General features: G+C 59.8%; 27 protein-coding genes. 17 read left to right on the forward strand and 10 right to left on the reverse strand.

Annotated features, from left to right (window positions below; translation table 11 throughout):
- Nucleotides 1–230: 230 nt before the first annotated feature.
- Together ACU680_RS22920 and ACU680_RS22925 are read right to left on the reverse strand one after the other, a co-directional pair.
- On the reverse strand, nucleotides 231–1451 hold the full coding sequence (locus ACU680_RS22920) for a CaiB/BaiF CoA transferase family protein (protein ID WP_448180587.1): 1221 nt from the start codon (nucleotides 1449–1451) through the stop codon (nucleotides 231–233).
- Between the two features lie 13 nt (nucleotides 1452–1464).
- Nucleotides 1465–2646, reverse strand: coding sequence for an acyl-CoA dehydrogenase (locus ACU680_RS22925; RefSeq protein ID WP_448180588.1), 1182 nt, complete (start codon nucleotides 2644–2646; stop codon nucleotides 1465–1467).
- Between the two features lie 157 nt (nucleotides 2647–2803).
- Here ACU680_RS22925 and ACU680_RS22930 point away from each other — a divergent pair, with 157 nt between their 5' ends.
- The 11 genes from ACU680_RS22930 to ACU680_RS22980 all read left to right on the forward strand — a co-directional run bounded on the left by ACU680_RS22930 (nucleotide 2804) and on the right by ACU680_RS22980 (nucleotide 12924).
- Complete coding sequence (locus tag ACU680_RS22930; protein WP_448180589.1) at nucleotides 2804–3703, forward strand: LysR family transcriptional regulator; 900 nt, start codon at nucleotides 2804–2806, stop codon at nucleotides 3701–3703.
- A 434-nt stretch (nucleotides 3704–4137) separates the two neighbouring features.
- Complete coding sequence (locus ACU680_RS22935; RefSeq protein ID WP_007962844.1) at nucleotides 4138–5259, forward strand: Re/Si-specific NAD(P)(+) transhydrogenase subunit alpha; 1122 nt, start codon at nucleotides 4138–4140, stop codon at nucleotides 5257–5259.
- Nucleotides 5260–5274: 15 nt separating this feature from the next.
- On the forward strand, nucleotides 5275–5595 hold the full coding sequence (locus ACU680_RS22940; protein WP_003220416.1) for an NAD(P) transhydrogenase subunit alpha part 2: 321 nt from the start codon (nucleotides 5275–5277) through the stop codon (nucleotides 5593–5595).
- The gene (locus tag ACU680_RS22945) at nucleotides 5595–7028 is read left to right on the forward strand and encodes an NAD(P)(+) transhydrogenase (Re/Si-specific) subunit beta (protein WP_007962843.1); all 1434 of its coding nucleotides are present in this window, start codon (nucleotides 5595–5597) and stop codon (nucleotides 7026–7028) included. The genes ACU680_RS22940 and ACU680_RS22945 overlap by 1 nt, the downstream gene beginning before the upstream one ends.
- Before the next feature lie 214 nt (nucleotides 7029–7242).
- Nucleotides 7243–8736 (forward strand): succinyl-CoA:acetate CoA-transferase ScpC, encoded by a 1494-nt coding sequence (gene scpC / locus ACU680_RS22950; RefSeq protein ID WP_448180590.1) that lies wholly within the window; start codon nucleotides 7243–7245, stop codon nucleotides 8734–8736.
- Between the two features lie 320 nt (nucleotides 8737–9056).
- Entirely contained in the window at nucleotides 9057–9272 is a 216-nt protein-coding gene (locus tag ACU680_RS22955) for a DUF1127 domain-containing protein (protein ID WP_007962833.1), read from the forward strand.
- A gap of 257 nt (nucleotides 9273–9529) precedes the next feature.
- Nucleotides 9530–9739, forward strand: coding sequence for a DUF1127 domain-containing protein (locus ACU680_RS22960; protein ID WP_400762525.1), 210 nt, complete (start codon nucleotides 9530–9532; stop codon nucleotides 9737–9739).
- Between the two features lie 134 nt (nucleotides 9740–9873).
- A complete protein-coding gene (locus ACU680_RS22965) occupies nucleotides 9874–10191 on the forward strand; it encodes a DUF2388 domain-containing protein (protein WP_007962831.1) in 318 nt (105 codons plus the stop codon).
- Nucleotides 10192–10297: 106 nt separating this feature from the next.
- Complete coding sequence (locus tag ACU680_RS22970) at nucleotides 10298–10603, forward strand: DUF2388 domain-containing protein (protein ID WP_448180591.1); 306 nt, start codon at nucleotides 10298–10300, stop codon at nucleotides 10601–10603.
- Between the two features lie 42 nt (nucleotides 10604–10645).
- On the forward strand, nucleotides 10646–10966 hold the full coding sequence (locus ACU680_RS22975) for a DUF2388 domain-containing protein (RefSeq protein WP_007911662.1): 321 nt from the start codon (nucleotides 10646–10648) through the stop codon (nucleotides 10964–10966).
- Complete coding sequence (locus tag ACU680_RS22980) at nucleotides 10963–12924, forward strand: DUF7844 domain-containing protein (RefSeq protein ID WP_448180592.1); 1962 nt, start codon at nucleotides 10963–10965, stop codon at nucleotides 12922–12924. The genes ACU680_RS22975 and ACU680_RS22980 overlap by 4 nt, the downstream gene beginning before the upstream one ends.
- Nucleotides 12925–13072: 148 nt before the next feature.
- On the opposite strand, the gene ACU680_RS22985 is transcribed toward ACU680_RS22980, so the two are convergent.
- The 3 genes from ACU680_RS22985 to trpB form a co-directional block, all read right to left on the reverse strand.
- Nucleotides 13073–13525 carry an anti-virulence regulator CigR family protein gene (locus ACU680_RS22985; RefSeq protein WP_400762531.1) on the reverse strand — a complete coding sequence of 151 codons (453 nt, stop codon included), beginning with the start codon at nucleotides 13523–13525 and terminating at the stop codon, nucleotides 13073–13075.
- Nucleotides 13526–13647: 122 nt separating this feature from the next.
- Nucleotides 13648–14460: a tryptophan synthase subunit alpha gene (gene trpA / locus ACU680_RS22990; RefSeq protein WP_448180593.1), complete on the reverse strand. Its 813-nt coding sequence runs from the start codon at nucleotides 14458–14460 to the stop codon at nucleotides 13648–13650.
- Nucleotides 14460–15692, reverse strand: a complete 1233-nt coding sequence (gene trpB / locus ACU680_RS22995; protein WP_041074734.1) for a tryptophan synthase subunit beta — start codon at nucleotides 15690–15692, stop codon at nucleotides 14460–14462. Before trpB ends, trpA begins: the two co-directional genes overlap by 1 nt.
- Before the next feature lie 114 nt (nucleotides 15693–15806).
- Here trpB and ACU680_RS23000 point away from each other — a divergent pair, with 114 nt between their 5' ends.
- On the forward strand, nucleotides 15807–16724 hold the full coding sequence (locus ACU680_RS23000) for a LysR family transcriptional regulator (RefSeq protein WP_448180594.1): 918 nt from the start codon (nucleotides 15807–15809) through the stop codon (nucleotides 16722–16724).
- Here ACU680_RS23000 and ACU680_RS23005 read toward each other — a convergent pair.
- Nucleotides 16697–17023 carry an ElaB/YgaM/YqjD family protein gene (locus tag ACU680_RS23005; RefSeq protein WP_003220391.1) on the reverse strand — a complete coding sequence of 109 codons (327 nt, stop codon included), beginning with the start codon at nucleotides 17021–17023 and terminating at the stop codon, nucleotides 16697–16699. The two genes, ACU680_RS23000 and ACU680_RS23005, sit on opposite strands and share 28 nt — an antisense overlap.
- 170 nt (nucleotides 17024–17193) lie before the next feature.
- Here ACU680_RS23005 and ACU680_RS23010 point away from each other — a divergent pair, with 170 nt between their 5' ends.
- Nucleotides 17194–17409 carry a dodecin gene (locus ACU680_RS23010; RefSeq protein WP_003220389.1) on the forward strand — a complete coding sequence of 72 codons (216 nt, stop codon included), beginning with the start codon at nucleotides 17194–17196 and terminating at the stop codon, nucleotides 17407–17409.
- A gap of 124 nt (nucleotides 17410–17533) precedes the next feature.
- On the forward strand, nucleotides 17534–17758 hold the full coding sequence (locus ACU680_RS23015) for a DUF1161 domain-containing protein (protein ID WP_258677659.1): 225 nt from the start codon (nucleotides 17534–17536) through the stop codon (nucleotides 17756–17758).
- A gap of 165 nt (nucleotides 17759–17923) precedes the next feature.
- On the opposite strand, the gene ACU680_RS23020 is transcribed toward ACU680_RS23015, so the two are convergent.
- Entirely contained in the window at nucleotides 17924–18925 is a 1002-nt protein-coding gene (locus ACU680_RS23020; protein WP_007962819.1) for an LLM class flavin-dependent oxidoreductase, read from the reverse strand.
- 240 nt (nucleotides 18926–19165) lie between these two features.
- Between ACU680_RS23020 and ACU680_RS23025 the strand changes: the two genes are divergently transcribed.
- Together ACU680_RS23025 and ACU680_RS23030 are read left to right on the forward strand one after the other, a co-directional pair.
- On the forward strand, nucleotides 19166–19597 hold the full coding sequence (locus tag ACU680_RS23025) for an OsmC family protein (protein ID WP_007962818.1): 432 nt from the start codon (nucleotides 19166–19168) through the stop codon (nucleotides 19595–19597).
- A 249-nt stretch (nucleotides 19598–19846) separates the two neighbouring features.
- Nucleotides 19847–20086 (forward strand): DUF1161 domain-containing protein, encoded by a 240-nt coding sequence (locus ACU680_RS23030; RefSeq protein WP_367082301.1) that lies wholly within the window; start codon nucleotides 19847–19849, stop codon nucleotides 20084–20086.
- 6 nt (nucleotides 20087–20092) lie between these two features.
- Here ACU680_RS23030 and ACU680_RS23035 read toward each other — a convergent pair whose 3' ends face one another.
- Together ACU680_RS23035 and ACU680_RS23040 are read right to left on the reverse strand one after the other, a co-directional pair.
- Nucleotides 20093–20512, reverse strand: coding sequence for a PA0061/PA0062 family lipoprotein (locus ACU680_RS23035; RefSeq protein WP_007962816.1), 420 nt, complete (start codon nucleotides 20510–20512; stop codon nucleotides 20093–20095).
- 40 nt (nucleotides 20513–20552) lie between these two features.
- A complete protein-coding gene (locus tag ACU680_RS23040) occupies nucleotides 20553–20975 on the reverse strand; it encodes a PA0061/PA0062 family lipoprotein (protein WP_367082300.1) in 423 nt (140 codons plus the stop codon).
- 58 nt (nucleotides 20976–21033) lie between these two features.
- Here ACU680_RS23040 and ACU680_RS23045 point away from each other — a divergent pair, with 58 nt between their 5' ends.
- Entirely contained in the window at nucleotides 21034–22110 is a 1077-nt protein-coding gene (locus tag ACU680_RS23045) for an aminopeptidase (RefSeq protein ID WP_448180595.1), read from the forward strand.
- Nucleotides 22111–22225: 115 nt separating this feature from the next.
- On the opposite strand, the gene ACU680_RS23050 is transcribed toward ACU680_RS23045, so the two are convergent.
- The gene (locus ACU680_RS23050) at nucleotides 22226–22876 is read right to left on the reverse strand and encodes an HAD family hydrolase (protein WP_367082297.1); all 651 of its coding nucleotides are present in this window, start codon (nucleotides 22874–22876) and stop codon (nucleotides 22226–22228) included.
- Nucleotides 22877–22896: the final 20 nt, after the last annotated feature.

The raw sequence follows: 22896 nt of genomic DNA on the forward strand, positions 1-22896 counted from the left end.
CAGGCCTCGATGAACTGAAGCAAGCCGCTGTCGAAAACCGCATAACTCATTGAATCTCAAGGAGTTTTCCGTTTCGACTGCGCCGGAAGTGGGGCGAATTATAGACTTCCTGAATCTGCCGTCAACCGCTTTTTTCACTTTTCTTTCAACAACTTACAGATCGATTAAAAAACATACAAACCTCTCTATATAGAGGGAGGAAAACGACTCCTTCTATATAGAAGCGCTACTCAAAGCACTCCATCAGCCCTGAGCGCATCCACCGTACCAGCGCCCAGACCCAGCACCCGCTGCAACACCTCCAACGTATGCTCGCCCAATAAAGGAGGCGCACGACGGTACTCGACCGGCGTCTGTGACAGTCGGATCGGACTCGCTACCTGCGGCACCATCCCGGCCAGTGCATGCGGAAGCTCTATCGCTAACCCACGTGCTTTCACCTGCGGATCGTCAAACACCTGGGACAGATCATTGATCGGCCCACACGGCACGCCCGCCTGCTCCAACTGCGCCACCCATTCGGCGGTGGTTTTGAACACAGTCGCCTGACGGATCAGAGGAATCAGTACCGCGCGATTCGCGACCCGCAGCTTGTTAGTCGAGAAACGCGGATCGTCCGCCCACTGCGGCTGGCCCGCCACCTCGGCAAACTTGCGGAACTGCCCGTCATTACCAACGGTAAGAATGAAATCACCATCGGCCGTCGGGAAGTCCTGATAGGGCACGATGTTCGGATGTGCATTACCCAGACGCTTCGGCGCATTGCCAGTAGTCAGATAGTTCATCGCCTGGTTCGCCAGACATGCGACCTGCACATCCAGCAAAGCCATATCGATGTGTTGCCCACCACCGTCGTGATCACGATGAGCCAGCGCTGCCAGAATCGCCACCGTCGAGTACAGACCTGTAAGGATGTCCGTCAACGCAACCCCCACCTTCACCGGCCCGGCACCTTCATCACCTTCGGGGCGACCGGTCAGGCTCATCAGCCCGCCGAGCCCCTGGATCATGAAGTCGTAACCCGCGCGCTTGGCATACGGCCCGGTTTGACCGAAGCCGGTGATCGAGCAATAGATCAGATCCGGATTGATCGCCTTCAGCGATTCGTAGTCCAGCCCATAGGCAGCCAGCCCACCGACCTTGAAGTTCTCGATGAGAATGTCCGACTTCGCCGCCAGCTCCCGCACGAGGCTCTGACCTTCAGGCCGAGTGAAGTCGATCGTCACCGATTGCTTGTTGCGGTTGGCCGACAGGTAATAGGCCGCCTCGCTGGTGTTCTCACCATAGGCGTCCTTAAGGAAGGGTGGCCCCCAGGCGCGCGTGTCATCGCCATTGCCAGGGCGCTCGACCTTGATCACCTCGGCGCCAAGGTCGGCGAGAATCTGCCCGGCCCACGGCCCGGCCAGCACGCGTGATAAATCCAGTACCCGCAGATGCGACAGCGCGCCCATGGTCGCTCTCCTGTTAATAGAACGCCTGCAGACCGGTTTGCGCACGACCGAGGATCAGCGCGTGAACGTCGTGAGTACCTTCATAAGTATTCACCACTTCCAGATTGACCAGGTGACGGGCCACGCCGAACTCGTCGGAGATACCGTTGCCGCCCAACATGTCACGAGCCATGCGAGCGATATCCAGCGACTTGCCACAGGAGTTGCGCTTCATGATCGAGGTGATTTCGACCGCTGCAGTGCCTTCGTCCTTCATGCGACCCAGGCGCAGGCAGCCTTGCAGCGCCAGGGTGATCTCGGTCTGCATGTCGGCCAGTTTCTTCTGAATAAGCTGGGTGGCAGCCAATGGACGCCCAAACTGCTGACGATCAAGGGTGTACTGGCGAGCGGTGTGCCAGCAGAACTCGGCAGCGCCCAACGCACCCCAGGAGATGCCGTAGCGTGCGGAGTTCAAACAGGTGAACGGGCCTTTCAGACCGCGCACATCGGGGAAGATGTTTTCTTCCGGAACAAACACGTTGTCCATGACGATTTCGCCGGTGATCGATGCGCGCAGGCCGACCTTACCGTGAATCGCCGGAGCGCTCAGGCCCTTCCAGCCTTTTTCCAGTACGAAGCCACGGATGTCGCCCGCATCGTCCTTGGCCCAGACCACGAACACATCGGCGATCGGGCTGTTGGTGATCCACATCTTGGCACCGGTCAGGCTGTAGCCGCCGTCGACTTTGCGCGCACGGGTGATCATCGCGCCCGGGTCGGAGCCGTGGTTTGGCTCGGTCAGGCCGAAGCAGCCGATCCATTCACCGGAGGCCAGTTTCGGCAGGTATTTCTGTTTCTGTGCTTCGGTGCCGAATTCGTTGATCGGCACCATTACCAGCGACGATTGCACACTCATCATCGAGCGGTAGCCGGAGTCGACACGTTCTACTTCGCGAGCAATCAGGCCGTAGCTGACGTAGTTCAGGCCGCTGCCACCGTACTGCTCAGGGATGGTCGCACCGAGCAGGCCGACTTCGCCCATTTCGCGGAAGATCGCCGGATCGGTTTTCTCATGGCGGAAAGCTTCGAGGACACGTGGCGCCAGGCTCTGCTCAGCGAACTGGGCGGCGGTGTCACGGATCATGCGCTCCTCTTCGGTGAGCTGTTGATCCAGCAGCAAGGGATCGATCCAGTTGAAGCTAGCTTTACCGCCCATGAGTGTGTCCTCGCAAATCGGTGAATTAACGTGGCATTGATCCTAGGCCCGGCTCGTCAGCACGGCAAACGAGGATTTCGCATCCTGTTGTGCTAATTTCTCACTCCGAAACGTCGCTGAATGCCTTTTACGCGGCGCATTAGTGAGGTTGACGTACATGCGCAGGAAGATCCCCAGCACCACGGCCCTGATCAGCTTCGAAGCCGCCGCTCGTCATGAGAGCTTTACCAAGGCCGCCGAAGAGCTTTCCCTCACACAAGGCGCCATTTGCCGACAGATCGCCAGCCTTGAGGACTTCCTCAGCGTGGAACTGTTCCGACGCTCGCGGCGCGGAGTGAAGCTGACCGAAGCCGGCCTTTCCTACAGCCGTCGGGTGGCTACGCAACTGGACGCCGTCGAGCGCGACACGCTCTCAGTCATGGGCCAGCAAGGCACCAACGTGATCGAGTTGGCGGTAGTGCCTACGTTCGGCACTCAGTGGCTGCTGCCACGCCTCAAGGATTTCCAGCTCAAGCACCGGGAAGTGACGGTCAACCTGACCAACCGCACCCGTCCGTTCCTGTTTGCCGACACCGATTTTGACGCGGCGATCTACTTTGGCGACGCCGATTGGTCGGGTACCGAATCCCACAGGTTGATGGGCGAAAATCCGATGCCGGTCTGCAGCCCTGCCCTGCTCGGCAACAGAACGCAGCTGACACCCGACGAAATCGCCGAGTTGCCGTTACTGCAACAGACCACTCGCCCCTACGCCTGGCGCCAGTGGTTCAACGCTCGGCACCTGAACATTCCACGCGACATGACAGGCCCACGCTACGAGCTATTCTCCATGCTGGCTCAGGCGGCCATGCATGACATGGGGATTGCACTGATCCCACCGTTCCTGATCCAGCGTGAACTGGCCGAGCAACGGCTGGTGATCGCCAACCCGAATGCGCTCTCCAGCATCAAGGCCTATTACCTGATGATTCCGGAGCGAAAGGTCGAATCGGCATCACTCAAGGCCTTTCGCGATTGGCTGGTGAATCAGGCAAACAGCTACAGCCTAGAAGGATAAAGGCTTACGGCGATTACTAACCCGGTAGTCAGGAAAATCAAAGCCCTACAGATATAAGTATTTGTCGCAAAATCACAGACTGTATCCGAAAGTCGTACAGACGTCACACAAGCGCCTGCCGACGTGGCTTTGAGCCTCCATCCGCGACTCATTGCGGCCTATTCACGCCGCCGATGAGAAAATTTTTCAAATTCAGCCAGAATCCTTACAAGGCACGGCCTGCAAGGGATTCAACTGGCCATCTGCGACATTCGGTCACGGGATGACTTGTAGTTAATTTTCCGTCACCCGTCATAATCCCTTGAAGGGCATAAAGTTCGCCTGCAAAATGCCGCGCCCCGCCCTGATTTGGCGGGATCGTGCTGATCGGCCGCCCCAGTCGCACCATCCGCAGTGCCTGGGTTTACTCAATAAGATCACGCAGGAGATTTGACGTGCACATTGGTGTTCCTCTCGAAACCCAGACCGGTGAAACACGGGTTGCTGCAACCCCGGAAACCATTAAAAAGCTGATCAGCCAAGGTCATAAGGTCACTGTGCAAACCGGCGCCGGCGTCAAAGCCAGTGTTGTTGACAGTGCCTATGAAGCGGCGGGCGCAACCATTGGCAGTGCCAACGATGCGTTCGGTGCCGAGCTGATTCTCAAAGTGGTCGCTCCCAGCGATGCCGAACTGGCGCTGATCAAGCGCGGCACGGTGCTGGTGGGCATGCTCAACCCCTTCAATAACGACACCATCGCCAAAATGGCCGAGTGCGGGATTACCGCGTTCGCCCTGGAAGCGGCGCCGCGCACCTCTCGGGCGCAGAGTCTCGATGTGTTGTCGTCGCAGGCGAACATCGCCGGCTACAAGGCGGTGTTGCTGGCTGCGCACTACTATCCGCGCTTCATGCCGATGCTGATGACCGCTGCGGGCACCGTGAAAGCGGCGCGCGTGCTGATTCTCGGCGCCGGTGTGGCCGGGTTGCAGGCGATTGCCACGGCGAAACGTCTGGGTGCGGTGATCGAAGCGTCTGACGTGCGTCCGGCAGTGAAGGAACAAATCGAATCCCTCGGCGCCAAGTTCGTCGATGTGCCTTACGAGACTGACGAAGAGCGCGAATGCGCGGTCGGTGTCGGCGGTTACGCGCGCCCGATGCCGGCGAGCTGGATGCAGCGTCAGGCCCAGGCCGTGCACGAACGCGCCAAGCAGGCCGATATCGTTATCACCACTGCGCTGATTCCGGGCCGCAAGGCGCCGACACTGTTGAGCGCGGACACCGTGGCGCAGATGAAGCCAGGCTCGGTGGTCATCGACCTCGCGGCAGCTCAGGGCGGCAACTGTCCGTTGACCGTGGCCGATCAGGTGGTGGTCGAGAACGGTGTGACCATCGTCGGCCCGACCAACCTCGCCGGTGAAGTCGCCGCAGATGCTTCGGCGCTGTACGCCCGCAACCTGCTGGACTTCCTCAAGCTGGTGTTCACCAAAGAAGGCCAGTTCGACGTCAACCTCGAAGACGACATCGTCGCCGCGTGCCTGATGTGCCGCGACGGCCAAGTCATCCGCAAAAACGCCTAAGCAGGGATTCAGACGATGGAAGAGCTTATCTCCCCCGGTATCTACAACCTGATCATCTTCGTGCTGGCGATTTATGTCGGTTATCACGTGGTCTGGAACGTTACACCTGCGCTGCACACGCCGTTGATGGCGGTGACCAACGCCATTTCGGCAATCGTGATCGTCGGCGCCATGCTCGCTGCTGCGCTGACCGTCACGCCGCTGGGCAAGACCATGGGCACCCTCGCCGTGGCACTGGCGGCGGTCAATGTGTTCGGTGGCTTCCTGGTCACCCGCCGCATGCTTGAGATGTTCAAGAAGAAAGCCCCGAAAGCAAAAGAAGAGGCGCCGAAGTAATGAGCATGAATCTCGTCACGACGCTCTACCTGATCGCGTCGATCTGTTTCATCCAGGCCCTCAAAGGCCTGTCGCACCCGACCACCTCGCGGCGCGGCAACCTGTTCGGCATGCTTGGCATGGCGCTGGCCATTCTTACCACCATCGGCCTCATCTATAAGTTGGGCGCAGAGCTGGCGACTGCGGGTATCGGTTACGTCATCGTCGGCCTGCTGATCGGCGGCACTGCCGGTTCGATCATGGCCAAGCGCGTCGAAATGACCAAGATGCCGGAACTGGTCGCGTTCATGCACAGCATGATCGGTCTGGCGGCAGTGTTCATCGCGATTGCTGCGGTGGTCGAGCCGCAATCACTGGGCATCGTCAAGCAACTGGGCGACTCGATCCCCGCGGGCAATCGTCTGGAACTGTTCCTCGGCGCGGCGATTGGTGCAATCACCTTCTCCGGCTCGGTGATCGCGTTCGGCAAGCTGTCGGGCAAGTACAAGTTCCGCCTGTTCCAGGGTGCTCCGGTACAGTTCGCTGGTCAGCATAAGCTGAACGCGGTACTCGGTCTGGCGACGCTGGTGCTGGGCGTGACCTTCATGCTCACCGGCAACCTCGCCGCATTCGCGCTGATGCTGGCCCTGGCATTCGTGATGGGCGTGCTGATCATCATCCCGATCGGCGGTGCCGACATGCCGGTGGTGGTGTCGATGCTCAACAGTTATTCGGGCTGGGCGGCAGCGGGTATCGGCTTTTCGCTGAACAACTCGATGCTGATCATTGCCGGCTCGCTGGTGGGTTCGAGCGGCGCGATTCTCTCGTACATCATGTGCAAGGCGATGAACCGTTCTTTCTTTAATGTACTGCTCGGCGGTTTCGGCAACACGGCCGACGCAGGACCTGCGGGTGCGAAAGAGGCGCGTCCGGTGAAGTCCGGTTCCGCCGACGACGCGACCTTCCTGCTGACCAACGCCGACACCGTGATCATCGTCCCGGGTTACGGCCTGGCGGTGGCCCGTGCGCAGCATGCATTGAAAGAGCTGACCGAGAAACTGACCCATCGCGGCGTGACCGTGAAGTACGCGATCCACCCGGTGGCCGGTCGCATGCCGGGGCACATGAACGTGCTGCTGGCCGAGGCCGAAGTGCCTTACGACCAGGTGTTCGAGATGGAAGACATCAACTCCGAGTTCGGCCAGGCCGACGTGGTGCTGGTACTCGGCGCCAACGACGTGGTCAACCCGGCCGCCAAGAACGATCCGAAATCGCCGATTGCCGGTATGCCGATTCTCGAAGCGTTCAAGGCCAAGACCATCATCGTCAACAAGCGCTCGATGGCCAGCGGTTATGCCGGTCTGGACAACGAGCTGTTCTATCTGGACAAGACCATGATGGTGTTCGGCGACGCGAAGAAAGTCATCGAAGACATGGTCAAAGCGGTGGAGTAATCCTCCGCAGCTGCACCGGACGCCCCGACTTGTCGGGGCGTTTTTGTTTGCGCACAGCGTCGGACAATTTGCCACGTTGTTGCAGTTCCGGTAACGGTGTTTTACTTCAAAGCCGCTAAATAGACGCCTCGTTTGCGACCTTGGTAGCGGGACAGGCGCCCGCGAAATTCACTAGACTGCGCATCCTGCTACTCGCTTCCCGAGAAAATAATCCATGTACCGTGACCGTATTCGCCTGCCTTCGTTGTTGGATAAAGTGATGAGCGCCGCCGACGCCGCCGCGCTGATTGAAGACGGCATGACCGTCGGCATGAGCGGCTTCACCCGCGCCGGCGAAGCCAAAGCCGTCCCTCACGCACTGGCCGAGCGAGCCAAGGTCACGCCGCTGAAGATCAGCCTGATGACCGGCGCGAGCCTGGGCAACGACCTCGACAAGCAACTGACCGAGGCCGGTGTGCTGTCGCGGCGCATGCCGTTCCAGGTCGACAGCACCTTGCGCAAGGCGATCAACGCCGGCGAAGTGATGTTTATCGACCAGCACCTGTCGGAAACCGTCGAGCAACTGCGCAACCAGCAACTGAAGCTGCCGGACATCGCGGTGATCGAAGCCGTGGCCATCACCGAGCAGGGCCACATCGTGCCGACCACCTCGGTAGGCAACTCCGCGAGCTTCGCGATTTTCGCCAAACAGGTGATCGTCGAGATCAACCTGGCGCACAACGCCAACCTCGAAGGCCTGCATGACATCTATATCCCCACCTACCGCCCGACGCGCACGCCGATCCCGCTGGTAAAGGTCGACGATCGCATCGGCAGCACCGCGATCCCGATCCCACCGGAAAAGATCGTCGCCATCGTCATCACCCAGCAGGCGGATTCGCCGTCCACGGTGTCGACCCCGGATGTCGATACCAATGCCATCGCCGAGCACCTGATCACCTTCTTCAAGCAGGAAGTCGACGCCGGGCGCATGACCAACAAGCTCGGCCCGTTGCAGGCCGGGATCGGCAACATCGCCAACGCGGTGATGTGCGGCCTGATCGATTCGCCGTTCGAAGACCTGACCATGTATTCCGAAGTGCTGCAGGATTCGACCTTCGACCTGATCGATGCCGGCAAGCTGAGCTTCGCTTCGGGCAGCTCGATCACTTTGTCGGAGCGGCGCAACAGCGACGTGTTCGGCAACCTGGAGAAGTACAAGGACAAACTGGTGCTGCGCCCGCAAGAGATCTCCAACCACCCGGAAGTGGTGCGTCGTCTGGGCATCATCGGCATCAACACCGCGCTGGAGTTCGACATCTACGGTAACGTCAACTCCACCCACGTCTGCGGCACACGGATGATGAACGGCATCGGTGGCTCGGGTGATTTCGCGCGCAATGCGCACCTGGCGGTGTTCGTGACCAAGTCGATTGCCAAGGGTGGAGCGATTTCCAGCGTAGTGCCGATGGTCAGCCACGTTGACCACACCGAGCATGACGTCGACATCCTGGTGACCGAAATCGGTCTGGCCGACCTGCGCGGCCTGGCACCGCGCGAGCGCGCCCGGGTGATCATCGACAACTGTGTGCATCCCGATTACCGCCGGGCGCTGAATGATTACTTCACCGCCGCCTGCGCCATCGGCGGGCACACACCGCACATCCTGCGCGAAGCCCTGAGCTGGCACATGAACCTGGAAGAAACCGGTCGCATGCTCGCGGTGTAATCCGCACAGTCGAACCGCTGATGCAAACATTGTTTGTGTCAGCGGTTTTTTCATTGCCCCTTTCTGGCAAAAACTGTACTGCTGTACCGGTGATTTCCTATAGCTTTTGCCTACCCCAACCCCGAGATTGCGCAAAAATGCACCACTTAAGTGCGGACAGGTACAGTTTGCTCGATTTTGACCCGTACACCCCCTATAAACAGTTAACTGGTCACTCACAATACAGTTGAACTGTATCTAGAGAGACTAGGCAAACGAGAGGATCATGGGCACCAGTCAAACCACTACCTGATCCCGCCACAAGCGGAAGGATGTCAACCATGGAACGTACACTCAGTTCCGAACTGTTCTTCGAAGACAAAGCTGCAAAAAACCAGGCTTCCCTGCCTCTGCGCGTTATCGCCAACCTGATGTTGTGGCAGCGCCGCATCTCCAGCCGCCATCAACTGGCTCGTCTGGATTCGCGTCTGCTGGCTGACGCCGGTATCAGCGAAGCACAACGCTACGAAGAGCTGAGCAAGCCGTTCTGGCGCTAAGTAGCGTCGCTGGCTCTGGTCATTAGACCCACCGCCAGCAACCCGAATTGAACAAACAAGACCCGTCGCGGGAAACCGCGACGGGTTTTGTCGTTTCAGGGTTTGAAAAGCGCCCATACAGCAACCCAAATCAACAACAGGTACAGTTTATATATTCCTTGATCTGAACCAGTACAATTTCATCTGAGTGTATCTGCTACTCCCACTGCTTCGCGCGCAGCATGTCCTTGATCCGCTCTCGGTTTAAGGAATACGCCATGAAAGACTTACAGGATGTTTCAACAACTTCGATTCAGACCCACGCTTACCCTTACTCATTGCGACGCCTGCTACATGACTTGTGGCAAGCAATGGAACGCGCCAGGACGCGGCGCTTGCTGGCTCAGCTCGATCAGCGCGATCTCGCGGATCTGGGCTTAAGCCAAGCCGATCGGCTCAATGAACTGGAAAAACCCTTCTGGCGCTAGCATTCTGCCCACTGTCCGAACCCCGCGCGCAGGCCTAATATCCACGGCAGAACGTGGCGAATCTTCTGTAACCCGCGTCTGACTCATCAGACACAAGCCACCTCTCAATACGGTTTACTATCAGGAGATCCATCATGTCCCGTCTTCGCCTGCTCAGCGCTGCCGCCTTGCTGGCCGTGGCTGCCAACGCCAGCGCATCCAGTTTCATCGTCACCACCGATGCCGTGGTTGGCGCGCTGAAGTCCTCTTCGGACGCCACTTCCGACGTCAGCTCTTCGTTGCGTGACAACAAAGTCGTGATCGCCGCCCGTGACGATGCCGCCAGCTTCGTCGCCAGCGAAGGCCAGATTCGCGGCGTGAAGCTGGAAAGCGCGCTGGACCTGATCCGTCATCAGGCACCGCAACTGAACGCAACCGACTTCCAGCTGGCGCAAGCCATCCTGGCGATCTGATCGCCGTTGCCGAAGGGACACGTCAGTCGTGTCCCGATGTTTCGCCGCTGGCTCTGGCCCGGGCATTTGCGCTAGCCTTGAGGCTCGTTAACCGTTACCGAGTCTCATGCGTTTATTCAAACTGCTTTTCCCTTCTTTGTTGATCAGCGCCTTCTGGGCGACCTCGGTCGATGCCTTTGATGTCTCCACACAAAACACTGTGGTCAGCCTTTGGGCGACCGGAATGGTGTCTTCGGCGCCATTCGACCGTAAACTGATCATCGCCGCTCACGATGACGCGGCGGCGTTCGTTGCCAGTGACGGTGAATTGCGCGGCGCGCAGCTCGAATCCGCACTGCATTACCTGCGCAAATCACGACCAAAACTTCATGTCAGCGACCTTGAACTGGCACAGGCAATTCTCGTCCAATAGCTATCCTGATCCCTCGTTATCATTGCCCTCCGGAGTCGTTCCATGCGTAGCCCGCTGATTGCTGCCGCCCTTGGCCTGTTTTTGTTGGCCGACGTGGCCCAGGCGCACACCCTGGTAGCCACCAGTAACATCATCGTTCGTGCCTCCCAGCGCACCATCGATTTCACCTCCGATACCACCACGTCGATTCGCGATTCGAAAATCATCCGCGAAGCTCACGACGACGCCGCCAGCTTCGTCGCCACCAACGGCGATATCCGCGGTGCGCACCTGGAAGCCGCCCTCAACACCTTGCGCACCCGCGTGCCGGAAGCCCGCGACGCCAGTGACCAGGTGCTCGCCGAAGCCATTCTCGCCCTGTGAAGTCACTCGGCGCCTGGCTGCTGGCCGGGGCGTTGTTGCTGCTTGGCAGCAGCGCCCACGCCAGCCTGCAATTGCGGCTCAAGACCGACGGCCTGAGTCCCGCCCAGCAGCAGGCCAGCCAGGCGCTGCTAGATGAAGCCATGCACAAGTTGCCGCCCAGCTTCGTCGAACAGCTGGACCGGCGCATCGATGTCGGCTGGACCGACGATATGCCCGGCAACGCCTACGGTCAGGCGACCCTGGTTGCCGAACTCGACCTGAACCGCAAACTGCTCGCCGGCCTCACCGACGGCAGCGCGGCCAAGGAAAAAACCAATCGCCCCCACGGCACGGTGCGCCAAGAACTGCTGGCAACGGTGCTGCACGAACTCACCCACATTTATGACCGCGCACGCCTGTGGCCCGCCGCCGAACGCACGCTGATCCAGCGCTGCACCCGTCGCAGCAACAGCGCCGGGCTAGTCGGCCTTCCCGATGAGTGTCGCGGCCAGACTGAACGACGTTTCACCCTCAGCGATGACCCGCGCCTGCTCGACCTCGCCGGTTGGCAACAGTACGTCGGGCGCCGTGGTGAGCGTGAACAACACAATCGTCAGGTGGCCCGCAGCCCGGACCTGTACGAGATTTCCAGCCCGAAAGAGTTTGTCGCGGTCAACATGGAGTATTTCCTCCTCGACCCGAGCTACGCCTGTCGCCGTCCGGCGCTCTATCGCTACTACAAGGAGCGTTTCGGCTGGGCACCACCGGCCAAGGACACCTGCAGCAATACCTTCGCCTTTCTCAACGCCGGCAACGATTTCGCCAAACAGCCCTTGGGCCAGGTCGACCCGGAGCGGGTGTACGCCGTCGATTATCTGCTGGCTGAGGCCAACCAGAACTGGGTCAGCCGCTGGGGCCACAGCATGCTGCGCCTGGTGATCTGTGCACCGGGTCGCCCGCGTGGGCCGGATTGCCGGCTCGATCTGGACCAGCATCTGGTGCTGTCGTACCGCGCCTTTGTCGGTGACGTGCAGCTGTCGAGCTGGGACGGTCTGGTCGGCAAATACCCGTCGCGGCTGTTCGTGCTGCCGCTGGCACAAGTGATCGACGAGTACACCAAGACCGAGCTGCGCAGTCTCGCCTCGGTGCCACTGAAGCTGTCACGCGACGAGATCGAAGGTGTGGTCGAACACGCTGCCGAAATGCACTGGAGCTATGACGGCAACTACTTCTTCCTCTCCAACAACTGCGCGGTGGAAGGCCTGAAACTGCTGCGCAGCGGCAGCAACAACAAGCAACTCGTCGGCCTCGACAGCATCATGCCCAACGGCTTGCTGGAGGTGATGAAAGGTCGCGGGCTGGCCGACACCAGCGTGCTCGACAATCCCAAGGAAGCGTTGCGCCTGGGCTACCGCTTCGACTCGTTCCGCGATCGCTATCAGGCGATGTTCGATGTGTTGAAGAAGCAGTTGCCGATCAAACAGACCAGCGTCGAAGATTGGCTCTCACTTTCCGCCGAAGAGCGTCGCCAGTGGTTCGAACGTGCAGACCTGCGTACCAGCGCCGCATTGCTCCTGCTGGAACAGGCGAGTTATCGCCGCCAGTTGTTGCTGGCCCAGGACGAGGTCAAGCAGCGCTACCTCGGCGCCCGGGAGCTGGAAAACGGCGGCATGGACAAGGCCAACGCCACCCTGCAGGAAATTCTCGCCAACAGCGGCTTCCTCAGTCGTCCGGCAGAACTGCTCGACAGCCGTGGCTACGGGCTGCCGCAACCAAGTGAGTTCAAGCGCCTGCAGGACGAAAGCGCCCAACGCCAGAAACAACTGCTGGCACTGAGCGGCGATCTGGACAAGGAGGTGCGCAAGTTGCTGGAACCCAAGCGAGCGGCCGAAATTGCCGCCAGTGAAGCCAACGTGAAGCAGATTGGCGAGCATCTGCGCAAACTGCACAAGGCATCTGGCGGACTGGAACTACCCTGAGACAGAAGACTGGAACTGAATCTTGTGGCGAGGGAGCTTGCTCCCGCTCGGCTGCGCAGCAGTCGTAAATCGGTTGAATGCCGAATTTTCAGGGCCGCTCCGCGCCCCAGCGGGAGCAAGCTCCCTCGCCACAGATGATCGTGCCAAATCAGTACAAAACACCGTCCAGAATTTCGTAAACGATCCCGGTGCCTACCGCGATCAGCACAATGTCACCCCCGGCCCGGCGCCACTCGTAACCCGGATACACCGGCAGACGACTCAGCGCCCGACCATCCAGTCGCTCGCCGTAATACCCGTGCGGCAACGGCCGGCCGCGTTCCAGATGGATACCCGGAGGTGGCGGTGCGCCGCGCACGAAGTAGCCGTGATTGTCGCGAATGGTCTGACGGATCGGCCCGAAGTCGCGCGGCGGGCCGCCACGGTGGTCGTTCTGCGGGCCACGGTGATCGTCGCGATGGTCGTTGCCATGGTTGTTGTACTGGCCCTGCTGCGGGCCGCCGTGGTCGTGATCATCGCGTGGATCGGCGCTGGCCAGCAGCGGTGTCGCACTGATCATCAGCACACCCAGTCCGGCAATCAGACGTTTCGGCATTTTCATCGGGTCTTTCCTCACTGCACCAACAGCAAAAAGGGATTCAGAACGTGGTTCTGAATCCCTCGGTCTTGCTCAATTAGGCCGTGGTGTGAGGCGCTAATTCCTCTGTATCAGGAATTTTACCTTCAGTTGACGCGGGCCTGACGCACGCCTTCGGACAGTGCCTTGCACAGACCCAGCACGCCATCGACAGCCTGGGCTGGCGTGGTCGCATTGGCGATGTGATCGATCAGTGCCGAACCCACCACCACCCCGTCCGCCAAACGAGCGATGGACGCCGCCTGTTCCGGAGTACGGATACCGAAACCGATGCTGATCGGCAGATCAGTGTGGCGACGCAGACGGTTGACCGCTTCTTCGACGTGTTCCAGAGTCGCCGCACCGGCGCCGGTCACGCCGGCCACCGACACGTAGTAAACGAAGCCCGAACTGCCATTGAGCACTTTCGGCAGGCGCGCATCGTCAGTGGTCGGGGTGGTCAGGCGGATGAAGTCCAGACCGGCAGCCTGTGCCGGGTCGCACAGCTCGGCGTTGTGCTCCGGCGGCATGTCGACCACGATCAGACCATCAACGCCCGCCGCTTTGGCATCAGCGATGAAACGCTCAACGCCGTACATGTGAATCGGGTTGAAGTAGCCCATCAGCACCAGCGGCGTGTCGCTGTTGCCTTCGCGGAACTCGCGAACCATCTGCAGGGTTTTCGCCAGATTCTGCCTGGCGCCCAAGGCACGGATATTCGCCAGTTGAATCGCCGGACCATCGGCCATCGGATCGGTGAACGGCATACCCAACTCGATCACATCGGCGCCAGCGCCCGGCAGACCTTTGAGGATTGCCAGCGAGGTGTCGTAGTCCGGGTCACCGGCGGTGACGAACGTCACCAACGCAGCGCGGTTCTGTTGCTTGAGGTCGGCAAAACGGGTTTGCAGGCGGCTCATCAGTGTTTCTCCTGCTTGGACTGTTCCATATGGTGCATGACGGTCTGCATGTCTTTATCGCCGCGACCGGAGAGGTTGACCACCATCAGGTGATCCTTCGGCAGTTTCGGTGCGCGTTTGAACACTTCAGCCAGCGCATGAGCGCTTTCCAGTGCCGGGATGATGCCTTCGAGGCGGCAGCACTGGTGGAACGCAGCGAGGGCTTCGTCGTCGGTGACCGAGGTGTACTGGACGCGGCCGATGTCATGCAACCAGGCGTGCTCAGGGCCGATGCCCGGGTAGTCGAGGCCGGCGGAAATCGAGTGAGCGTCGATGATCTGGCCGTCGTCGTCCTGCAGCAGGAAGGTGCGGTTACCGTGCAGCACACCGGGTACGCCGCCGTTGAGGCTCGCCGCGTGCTTACCGGTTTCGATGCCGTAACCGGCCGCCTCGACGCCAATGATTTCAACGCTCTGATCGTCAAGGAACGGGTGGAACAGGCCCATGGCGTTGGAACCGCCACCGATGCACGCCACCAGGCTGTCCGGCAGACGACCTTCCTGGGCTTGCAGCTGCTCGCGGGTTTCCTTGCCGATCACGGCCTGGAAGTCGCGCACCATCGCCGGGTACGGGTGCGGGCCGGCCACAGTGCCGATCAGGTAGAACGTGCTGTCGACGTTGGTCACCCAGTCACGCAGCGCTTCGTTCATCGCGTCTTTCAGGGTGCCAGTACCGGCCACCACCGGAATCACCTCGGCGCCCAGCAGCTTCATGCGGAACACGTTGGCCTGCTGACGCTCGATGTCGGTGGTGCCCATGTAGATCACGCAATCCAGACCGAAGCGCGCAGCCACGGTGGCCGTTGCCACGCCGTGCATGCCGGCGCCGGTTTCGGCGATGATGCGTTTTTTGCCCATGCGCCGCGCCAGCAGGATCTGGCCGATGCAGTTGTTGATCTTGTGCGCGCCAGTGTGGTTCAGCTCTTCGCGCTTGAGGTAGATCTTCGCGCCACCGCAAAACTCGGTTAGGCGTTCGGCGAAATACAGCGGGCTTGGACGTCCGACATAGTCACGCTGGAAGTAAGCCAGTTCTTCCTTGAACGCCGGATCTTCCTTGGCCGCTTCGTATTCACGGGCCAGATCAAGGATCAACGGCATCAGGGTTTCCGCCACGTAGCGGCCGCCGAACGCACCGAACAGGCCGTTATCGTCAGGGCCGCTGCGCAGGTTGGAGGTGTTCGAAGTCTGGGTCATGATGTGCTCCAGGTGAATTCGGGTGAGAAGACAATGGCGTCCACTCTACCCCTGACCTTCCAGGCTGAAAACCGATAAGATCGCCACAACCTGTCAGGAAAACTCACAGATACCATGAGCCATGACCTTCCCCCGCTGAACGCCTTGCGCGCATTCGAAGCCACCGCCCGGCTGAACAGCGTCAGCCAGGCGGCCGAACAGCTGCACGTCACGCATGGTGCAGTCAGCCGTCAGCTCAAAGTGCTCGAAGAGCATCTGGGCGTGAGCCTGTTCGTCAAGGATGGTCGCGGCTTGAAACTCACAGATGCCGGTGTTCGACTGCGAGATGCCAGCAGTGAAGCCTTTGATCGGTTGCGCAGTGTGTGTGCCGAGCTGACGCAAAGCACCGCTGATGCGCCGTTCGTTCTTGGCTGCTCCGGCAGTCTGTTGGCGCGATGGTTCATCCCACGCCTGGGGCGGCTCAACGCCGATCTGCCGGACTTGCGTCTGCACTTGTCAGCGGGTGAAGGTGATCTCGATCCACGGCGCCCAGGTCTCGATGCCTTGTTGCTGTTCGCCGAGCCGCCATGGCCGGCCGACATGCAGGTCTACGAACTGGCCGCAGAACGCATCGGCCCGGTGATGAGTCCGCTGTTCAGCGGTTATCAACGCCTGCAATCCGCGCCGGCCGCAGCCTTGCTCAGTGAACCGCTGCTGCACACCACTTCCCGCCCACAAGCGTGGCCGAGCTGGGCACAGCAAAACCACCTCGACGCCAAGGCGCTGAAGCTCGGGCAAGGTTTTGAGCATTTGTATTATCTACTGGAAGCCGCAGTGGCCGGGCTTGGCGTGGCAATCGCGCCGGAGCCGTTGGTGACAGAGGATTTGAAGGCCGGTCGCCTGGTTGCGCCATGGGGCTTCTGCGAAACCCCGGCGCAACTGGCGTTGTGGCTACCCAAGCGCGCCGCAGACGGGCGCGCCCGGCAACTGGCGCAATGGCTCAAGAACGAGCTGCGCCAGAGCGATCACTCGCCGCGCTTGAACAGCAAATAAGCGGCGAGCAGACCGATTGCACCGACCGCCACACCGGCGGTGGTCCAAGGGTGTTCCTGAGCGTAATCGCGGGTGGCGATGCCGGTCTCGCGGGTTTTTACTTTGACTTCTTCATAGGCATCGCTGAGCAGGCTGCGCGAGTGCTTCAGTGCGCTTTCGGCGTTGCTTTTGAGCGCCTTGAGGGTCTTGCGCGACTCGTCCGAAGCGTCGTCTTTCAAGCTTTCCAACGATTTGAGCAGACTCTCGATCTCGGCTTCCATGCTTTGCAACGAGGCTTTACGTAAAGAGGTGTTGGCCATGGTGGCTCTCCTGCATTGGTGATGAGTGGCGTGTGTTGGTTGGGACTTCAGCGGTTTGAGAAAGTGCAGAAAATCTGAACTTCGCTTGCGCCGGGCCGCCGAAATCAACAGTGCAGATTCACTGCTAGTCTCAAATCCACACGTCAATTCCAAACGCCAAGGAGATCGCCATGAGTGACCATCACACGTACAAGAAAGTCGAGCTGGTCGGCTCGTCCACCAGCAGCATCGAAGACGCCATCAACAACGCGCTGGCTGAAGCGAACAAGAGCATCAAGCATCTGGAATGGTTTGAAGTGGTCGATACCCGTGGCCACATCAAGGACGGCAAGGCTGCGCATTTTCAGGTAACACTCAAAGTGGGCTTTCGCATTGCCAGCAGCTGACTTTGGGCTACGCTTCTGAACTTGCGCGCTGGCCGAGTGCCATAGGAATGGCAAAGCGCTACAAGGTGAGTGCATCGGGAGACCTGATGCCCACCTCTTTTAATCCGACCAGGGAGTGCGACCGATGAAGAAGTTCATATTGGCAGTAGGTTTGTTGAGCCTTGCGGGTGGCGCGTTGGCTGCTGGCAAGCCTTGTGAAGAGTTGAAAAGCGAGATTGCGGCGAAGATTGATGCCAAAGGTGCCTCCAGTTATTCGCTGGAGATTGTCGACAAGGGTGCAGCCGCTGGCGGCAAGGTCGTTGGCAGTTGCGAAGGTGGCACCAAGGAAATCGTCTACAAACGTGGTTGATCGCGCCTGAAATGCAAAAGCCGACGCGAAGGCGTCGGCTTTTTTGTGGGCGATGATTTACCTGTAGGCGCTGCGGCACGCTGCGATCTTTTGATCTTGGTTAAAAGAATCAGATCAAAAGATCGCAGCCTCGTTTCACTCGACAGCTCCTACACGGGGGCCGCGTTATCCTTTCATGACCTGCGCCAGCAGTTCGTAGGAATGCACGCGATCGGCGTGTTCATACAGGTCGCAGGTGAAAATCAGCTCGTCGGCCTGGGTCTGCTCGACCAGCACCTCCAGCTTCGCGCGGATTTTCTGTGGGCTGCCGACCATCGCCAGACCGAGGAAATCTCCAACCGCCTCGCGCTCATGGGGCAGCCACAGGCCGTCCATGGTTTTCACCGGTGGACGCTGCACCAGGCTCTGCCCACGCATCAGCGCAAGAATGCGCTGGTACACCGAAGTCGCCAGGTAATCGGCCTGCTCATCGGTATCCGCCGCCACCAGCGGCACACCGAGCATCACGTACGGCTTGTCGAGCACCGCCGATGGCTTGAAGTGGTTGCGATAGACGCGGATCGCCTCGTGCATGAAGCGCGGAGCGAAGTGCGAGGCGAAGGCGTAAGGCAAACCGCGCTCACCGGCCAGTTGCGCACTGAACAGGCTGGAACCGAGCAGCCAGATCGGCACATTGGTGCCGGTGCCGGGCATGGCGATCACCCGTTGATCCGGGGTGCGCGGGCCGAGAAAACGCACCAACTCGGCGACGTCTTCCGGGAAATCATCGGCGCTGCCGGAACGCTCGCGGCGCAAGGCGCGGGCGGTCATCTGGTCGGAACCCGGCGCGCGGCCCAAACCGAGGTCGATGCGCCCCGGATAGAGGCTTTCGAGAGTGCCGAACTGCTCGGCGATCACCAGCGGCGCGTGGTTGGGCAGCATCACCCCACCGGAGCCGACGCGAATCGTCGAGGTGCCGCCGGCCAGATAACCCAGCAGTACCGAGGTGGCAGAACTGGCGATACCGTCCATGTTGTGGTGTTCGGCGACCCAGAAGCGGGTGTAGCCGAATTTCTCGACGTGCTGCGCCAGATCCAGCGAATTGCGCAGCGATTGTGCCGGGCTGCCGTTCTCGCGCACCGGCACCAGATCGAGGGTGGAAAATTTTACATCGGACAGTTGCTTCATAAACCTGCGTCTCCGAGTGGTCTGCAGGTTTTTTCTTGCGAACGAAAACCTGCCGAATTCATAAGCGTGTTCTGTGCAATGAGGGCATATACCCGAGTTTCAATAGCTGAGAGAAAAATCCTACTAAAAAAGTCAACGATTCACTCGGGCTGAACTTTGTTCCGGCGTCTATCCTCAGAAGCCTTGCAAGCAAAAACCACGACGGCGCGGCGTTCCGCGCCAGATCTTGAGGAGGCAGATATGGCTATCGTGAAGAAAGCATCCGCGCATTGGGCAGGCGATCTGAAAACCGGCATCGGCTCGATCTCTACCGAGACCGGCGTCCTCAGAGAAGCACCCTACGGCTTCAAGGCCCGCTTCGAAGGCGGCAAGGGCACCAACCCGGAAGAACTGATCGGCGCCGCACATGCCGGCTGTTTTTCCATGGCGTTTTCGATGATTTTGGGCGATGCGGGCCTGAAGGCCGAGAGCATCGACACTCAGGCAGAGGTTACGCTGGATCAGGTCGAGGGTGGCTTTGCCATCACTGCGATCAAGTTGATCCTCAAGGCGAAAATCCCTGGCGCTACTCAGGCGCAGTTTGAAGAACTGAGCAACAAGGCCAAGGAAGGGTGCCCGGTGTCCAAGGTATTGAATGCGAAGATTACCCTTGAGGCATCATTAGTCAGTTGAGTCATCGCTGACAGGATCTGATGCCATCGCGAGCAGGCTCACTCCTACAGGAATCTCGGTTGTTCACAATTGTTGTGTCCGCTGGAGATCGAATGTAGGAGTGAGCCTGCTCGCGATGGCGATCCTAAAAGCACCGTAGAGCCTGAAGATGTGAGCGAAGTCAGAACCCGCGCTGCAAAAATATGGTCGAATAAGTGACAGCAGCTTCAGCGCACGCCCGTGCGCGCTGCCCCATGGAGCTTCAAGATTATGAAACGTATTGGCTTGGCGATCCTCTGCAGTGCATTGGCCACAACGGTTCTGGCCGCACCGAAAGACTGTGAAGAACTCAGGAAAGAAATCGAAGTAAAGATCCAGGCGAACGCCGTGCCGTCCTACACGCTGGAAATCGTCAGCAAGGAAGAGGCCGACAAACACGACGTGGCCATGGTCGTCGGCACCTGTGAAAACGGCACCAAGGCAATCATTTACCAGAAGAACGACAACTGATCCGTCTCAGCTGAGGCAATCCATGTCGTGATCCTCGGCAACGATCTCACGCTTGGCGTTGTACAGACGGGCGCTCGGCGTGAACCCTAGCGAACGCCCCTCCAGCAGATAACGCTGCCCGGCCTCGAAATGGTCGTAGCGGATATACAAATAGCACAGCCGCTCGACGGGACCGGTCATCAGACTGCCGCCGCCACCAAACACCTCGAAATCAAACCGCACCCGCAGCTCATGGCTACCGGGGGTGACCTGGAAGAAACGCCCGTCGCTCAGGCGCTGATTATCCAGGCGCTCGGCCATGAGCAGTTTTCCGCCGGGGGTCGGGGTCGAGAAATCGACCCAGGCCATTTGCGGATCAATCGGCGGCAATGGGGTCTGACAGCCAGCGACAGCGCCGACCGCGAGCAACAACATCAACTTGCGCATGATGGATGTCCAGGGATTCAGACCTCCAGCATAGCGCTGATCAGGTGCGCTGACAGCCTGCCGGCGTGCCCTGACCGACCACATTGTGCTGCTCGTCATAGAGCTTGGCCCATGGCCGGAAACCGATGCTGCCAGCTTGCAGCTGATAACGCTGGCCGGCATTGAAGTCCTTGAATTTCACCTTCAACTGGCAGTCGCGCCACAGCGGTTCGGCATCGGGGCCGATGTTGGTGGCTTCGACCGGGAACTGATAACGCACCTGCAATTGGTGACTGCCGGGCTCGACTTCAAAATAACGTTTGTCGACGGTCGTCTTGTCATCGACCTTCAGCGCTTGCAGCGCTGTGTCCTGTTGCCGGGCATCGAGATCGATCCAGGCTTGCGAGGGGTCAGGATCGGGCATTCCGAATCCGGCACAACCGGCCAGCGTCAGCAGGCCTCCAGTCAGCAACAACATGCGCATAGCGAAGCTCCAGATGGCGGGATAGTCTTGCGGGCAGACTTTCCAAAGGATTTTTATTTTGAGCAGGCCGCTTCCAAGCCATGGGGTACTTGATCGCGTTTTTCGGATTTTGTTTCCGGGTGTGATGTTTTTGTTGCTCAACGGTTGTTCCAGCGTCAGCTATTACAGCCAATTGGCCGGTGGTCAGTTGCAGCTGCTGCGGGCACGTGAACCGGTGGCCAAGGTGATTGCTGACCCCAGTCGCGACGCATCGCTGCGCACGCACCTGATCCAGTCGCAGAAAGCCCGCGCATTCGCCAGCGAACACCTGCACCTGCCCGACAACCAGAGCTATCGGCTGTACGCCGACATCGGCCGGCCGTATGTGGTGTGGAACGTGTTCGCCACCCCGGAGTTTTCCCTGACCCCGCAGAACCATTGTTTCCCGATCGCCGGTTGCGTGGCCTATCGCGGCTACTACAGCCAGAGCGCCGCGCGCGGCGAAGCGGCGATCCAACGTCTGCAAGGCATGGACGTGTCGATTGGCGGCGTCGAGGCCTATTCGACCCTCGGCTGGTTCAATGACCCGATCCTCAATTCGATGATGGGCTGGGGCGATGAGCGTCTGGCCACGCTGATCTTTCATGAACTGGCGCATCAGCGCTTTTATGTGAAGGACGACACCGAGTTCAACGAGTCCTTCGCCACGTTTGTCGAGCAGGAAGGTACCCGGCAGTGGCGGGCGTTTCGTGGTCTGCCTGCGGATTCCGACTCGCGGCTCAAGCAGCGGGATCAATTCATCGAGCTGGTACTCGAAACGCGGTCGCGGCTTGAAGCGCTTTACGCCCAGCCGCTGCCGGCCGAGCAGATGCGCGAGCGAAAGGCGGCGCAATTCGAGCGGTTTCGGCGCGATTACCGGGTGATGCGCGACAGCCAGTGGGCCGGGGACAAGCGCTATGATGCGTGGGTGAACATGCCGCTGAACAATGCGCGGCTGTTGCCGTTCGGGCTGTATGACCAGTGGGTACCGGCGTTTGCGGCACTGTTCAGGCAGGTTGGGGGGGATTGGGTGCGGTTTTATGCTGAGGTCGAGAAGTTGGGTGGTTTAGCTGTCGCGGAGCGTAAAGCGGCCTTGAAAGCTTTGGCCGGATCTTGAATTGATGTCGGCTGATCCGGCTTCATCGCTGGCAAGCCAGCTCCCACATGGATTCAGGTGAAAGTGCGCCCACTGCTCACCTGTGGGAGCTGGCTTGCCAGCGATGGCCGACTCATCAGCGCCGCAGAAACGCCTGATGCAACTCAGCCAAAGTCTCAAAATGATAAGCCGGCGCCTCGGCATTCAACTCTTCAAAACTGCCAAACCCATATCCCACCGCCGCCGCATCCACGCCGTTGCTGCGCGCGCCGATCAAATCATGCTTGCGATCACCGATCATCAGCGTATTGGCCGGGTCCAGCCCTTCTTCGGCGATCAGGTGCGCGATCAGCTCGACCTTGTTGGTTCGCGTGCCATCCAGTTCACTGCCATAGATAACCTTGAAATGCTTGGCGAAGTCGAAGTGCCGGGCGATCTCCCGGGCGAACTCCCACGGCTTGGACGTCGCGATATACAGCTGTCGCCCTTGGCCGCTCAGGGTTTCCAGCAACGGCGTGACGCCATCGAACACCCGGTTCTCGTACAGGCCGGTGACCTTGAAGCGCTCGCGATAGAAATTCACCGCCTCCCAGGCCTTGGCCTCATCGAAGCCATAAAACTGCATGAACGCCTGCAACAGCGGCGGGCCGATGAAGTGTTCGAGTCTGGTCAGGTCCGGCTCATCAATGCCGAGTTTGCCGAGGGCGAACTGAATGGAACGGGTAATGCCCTCACGCGGGTCGGTCAGGGTGCCATCGAGGTCGAACAGTACGGTCTGGTAATGCATGAGAAATCCTGAGCAGGTGT

The organism is Pseudomonas sp. LF020, assembly GCF_053456425.1.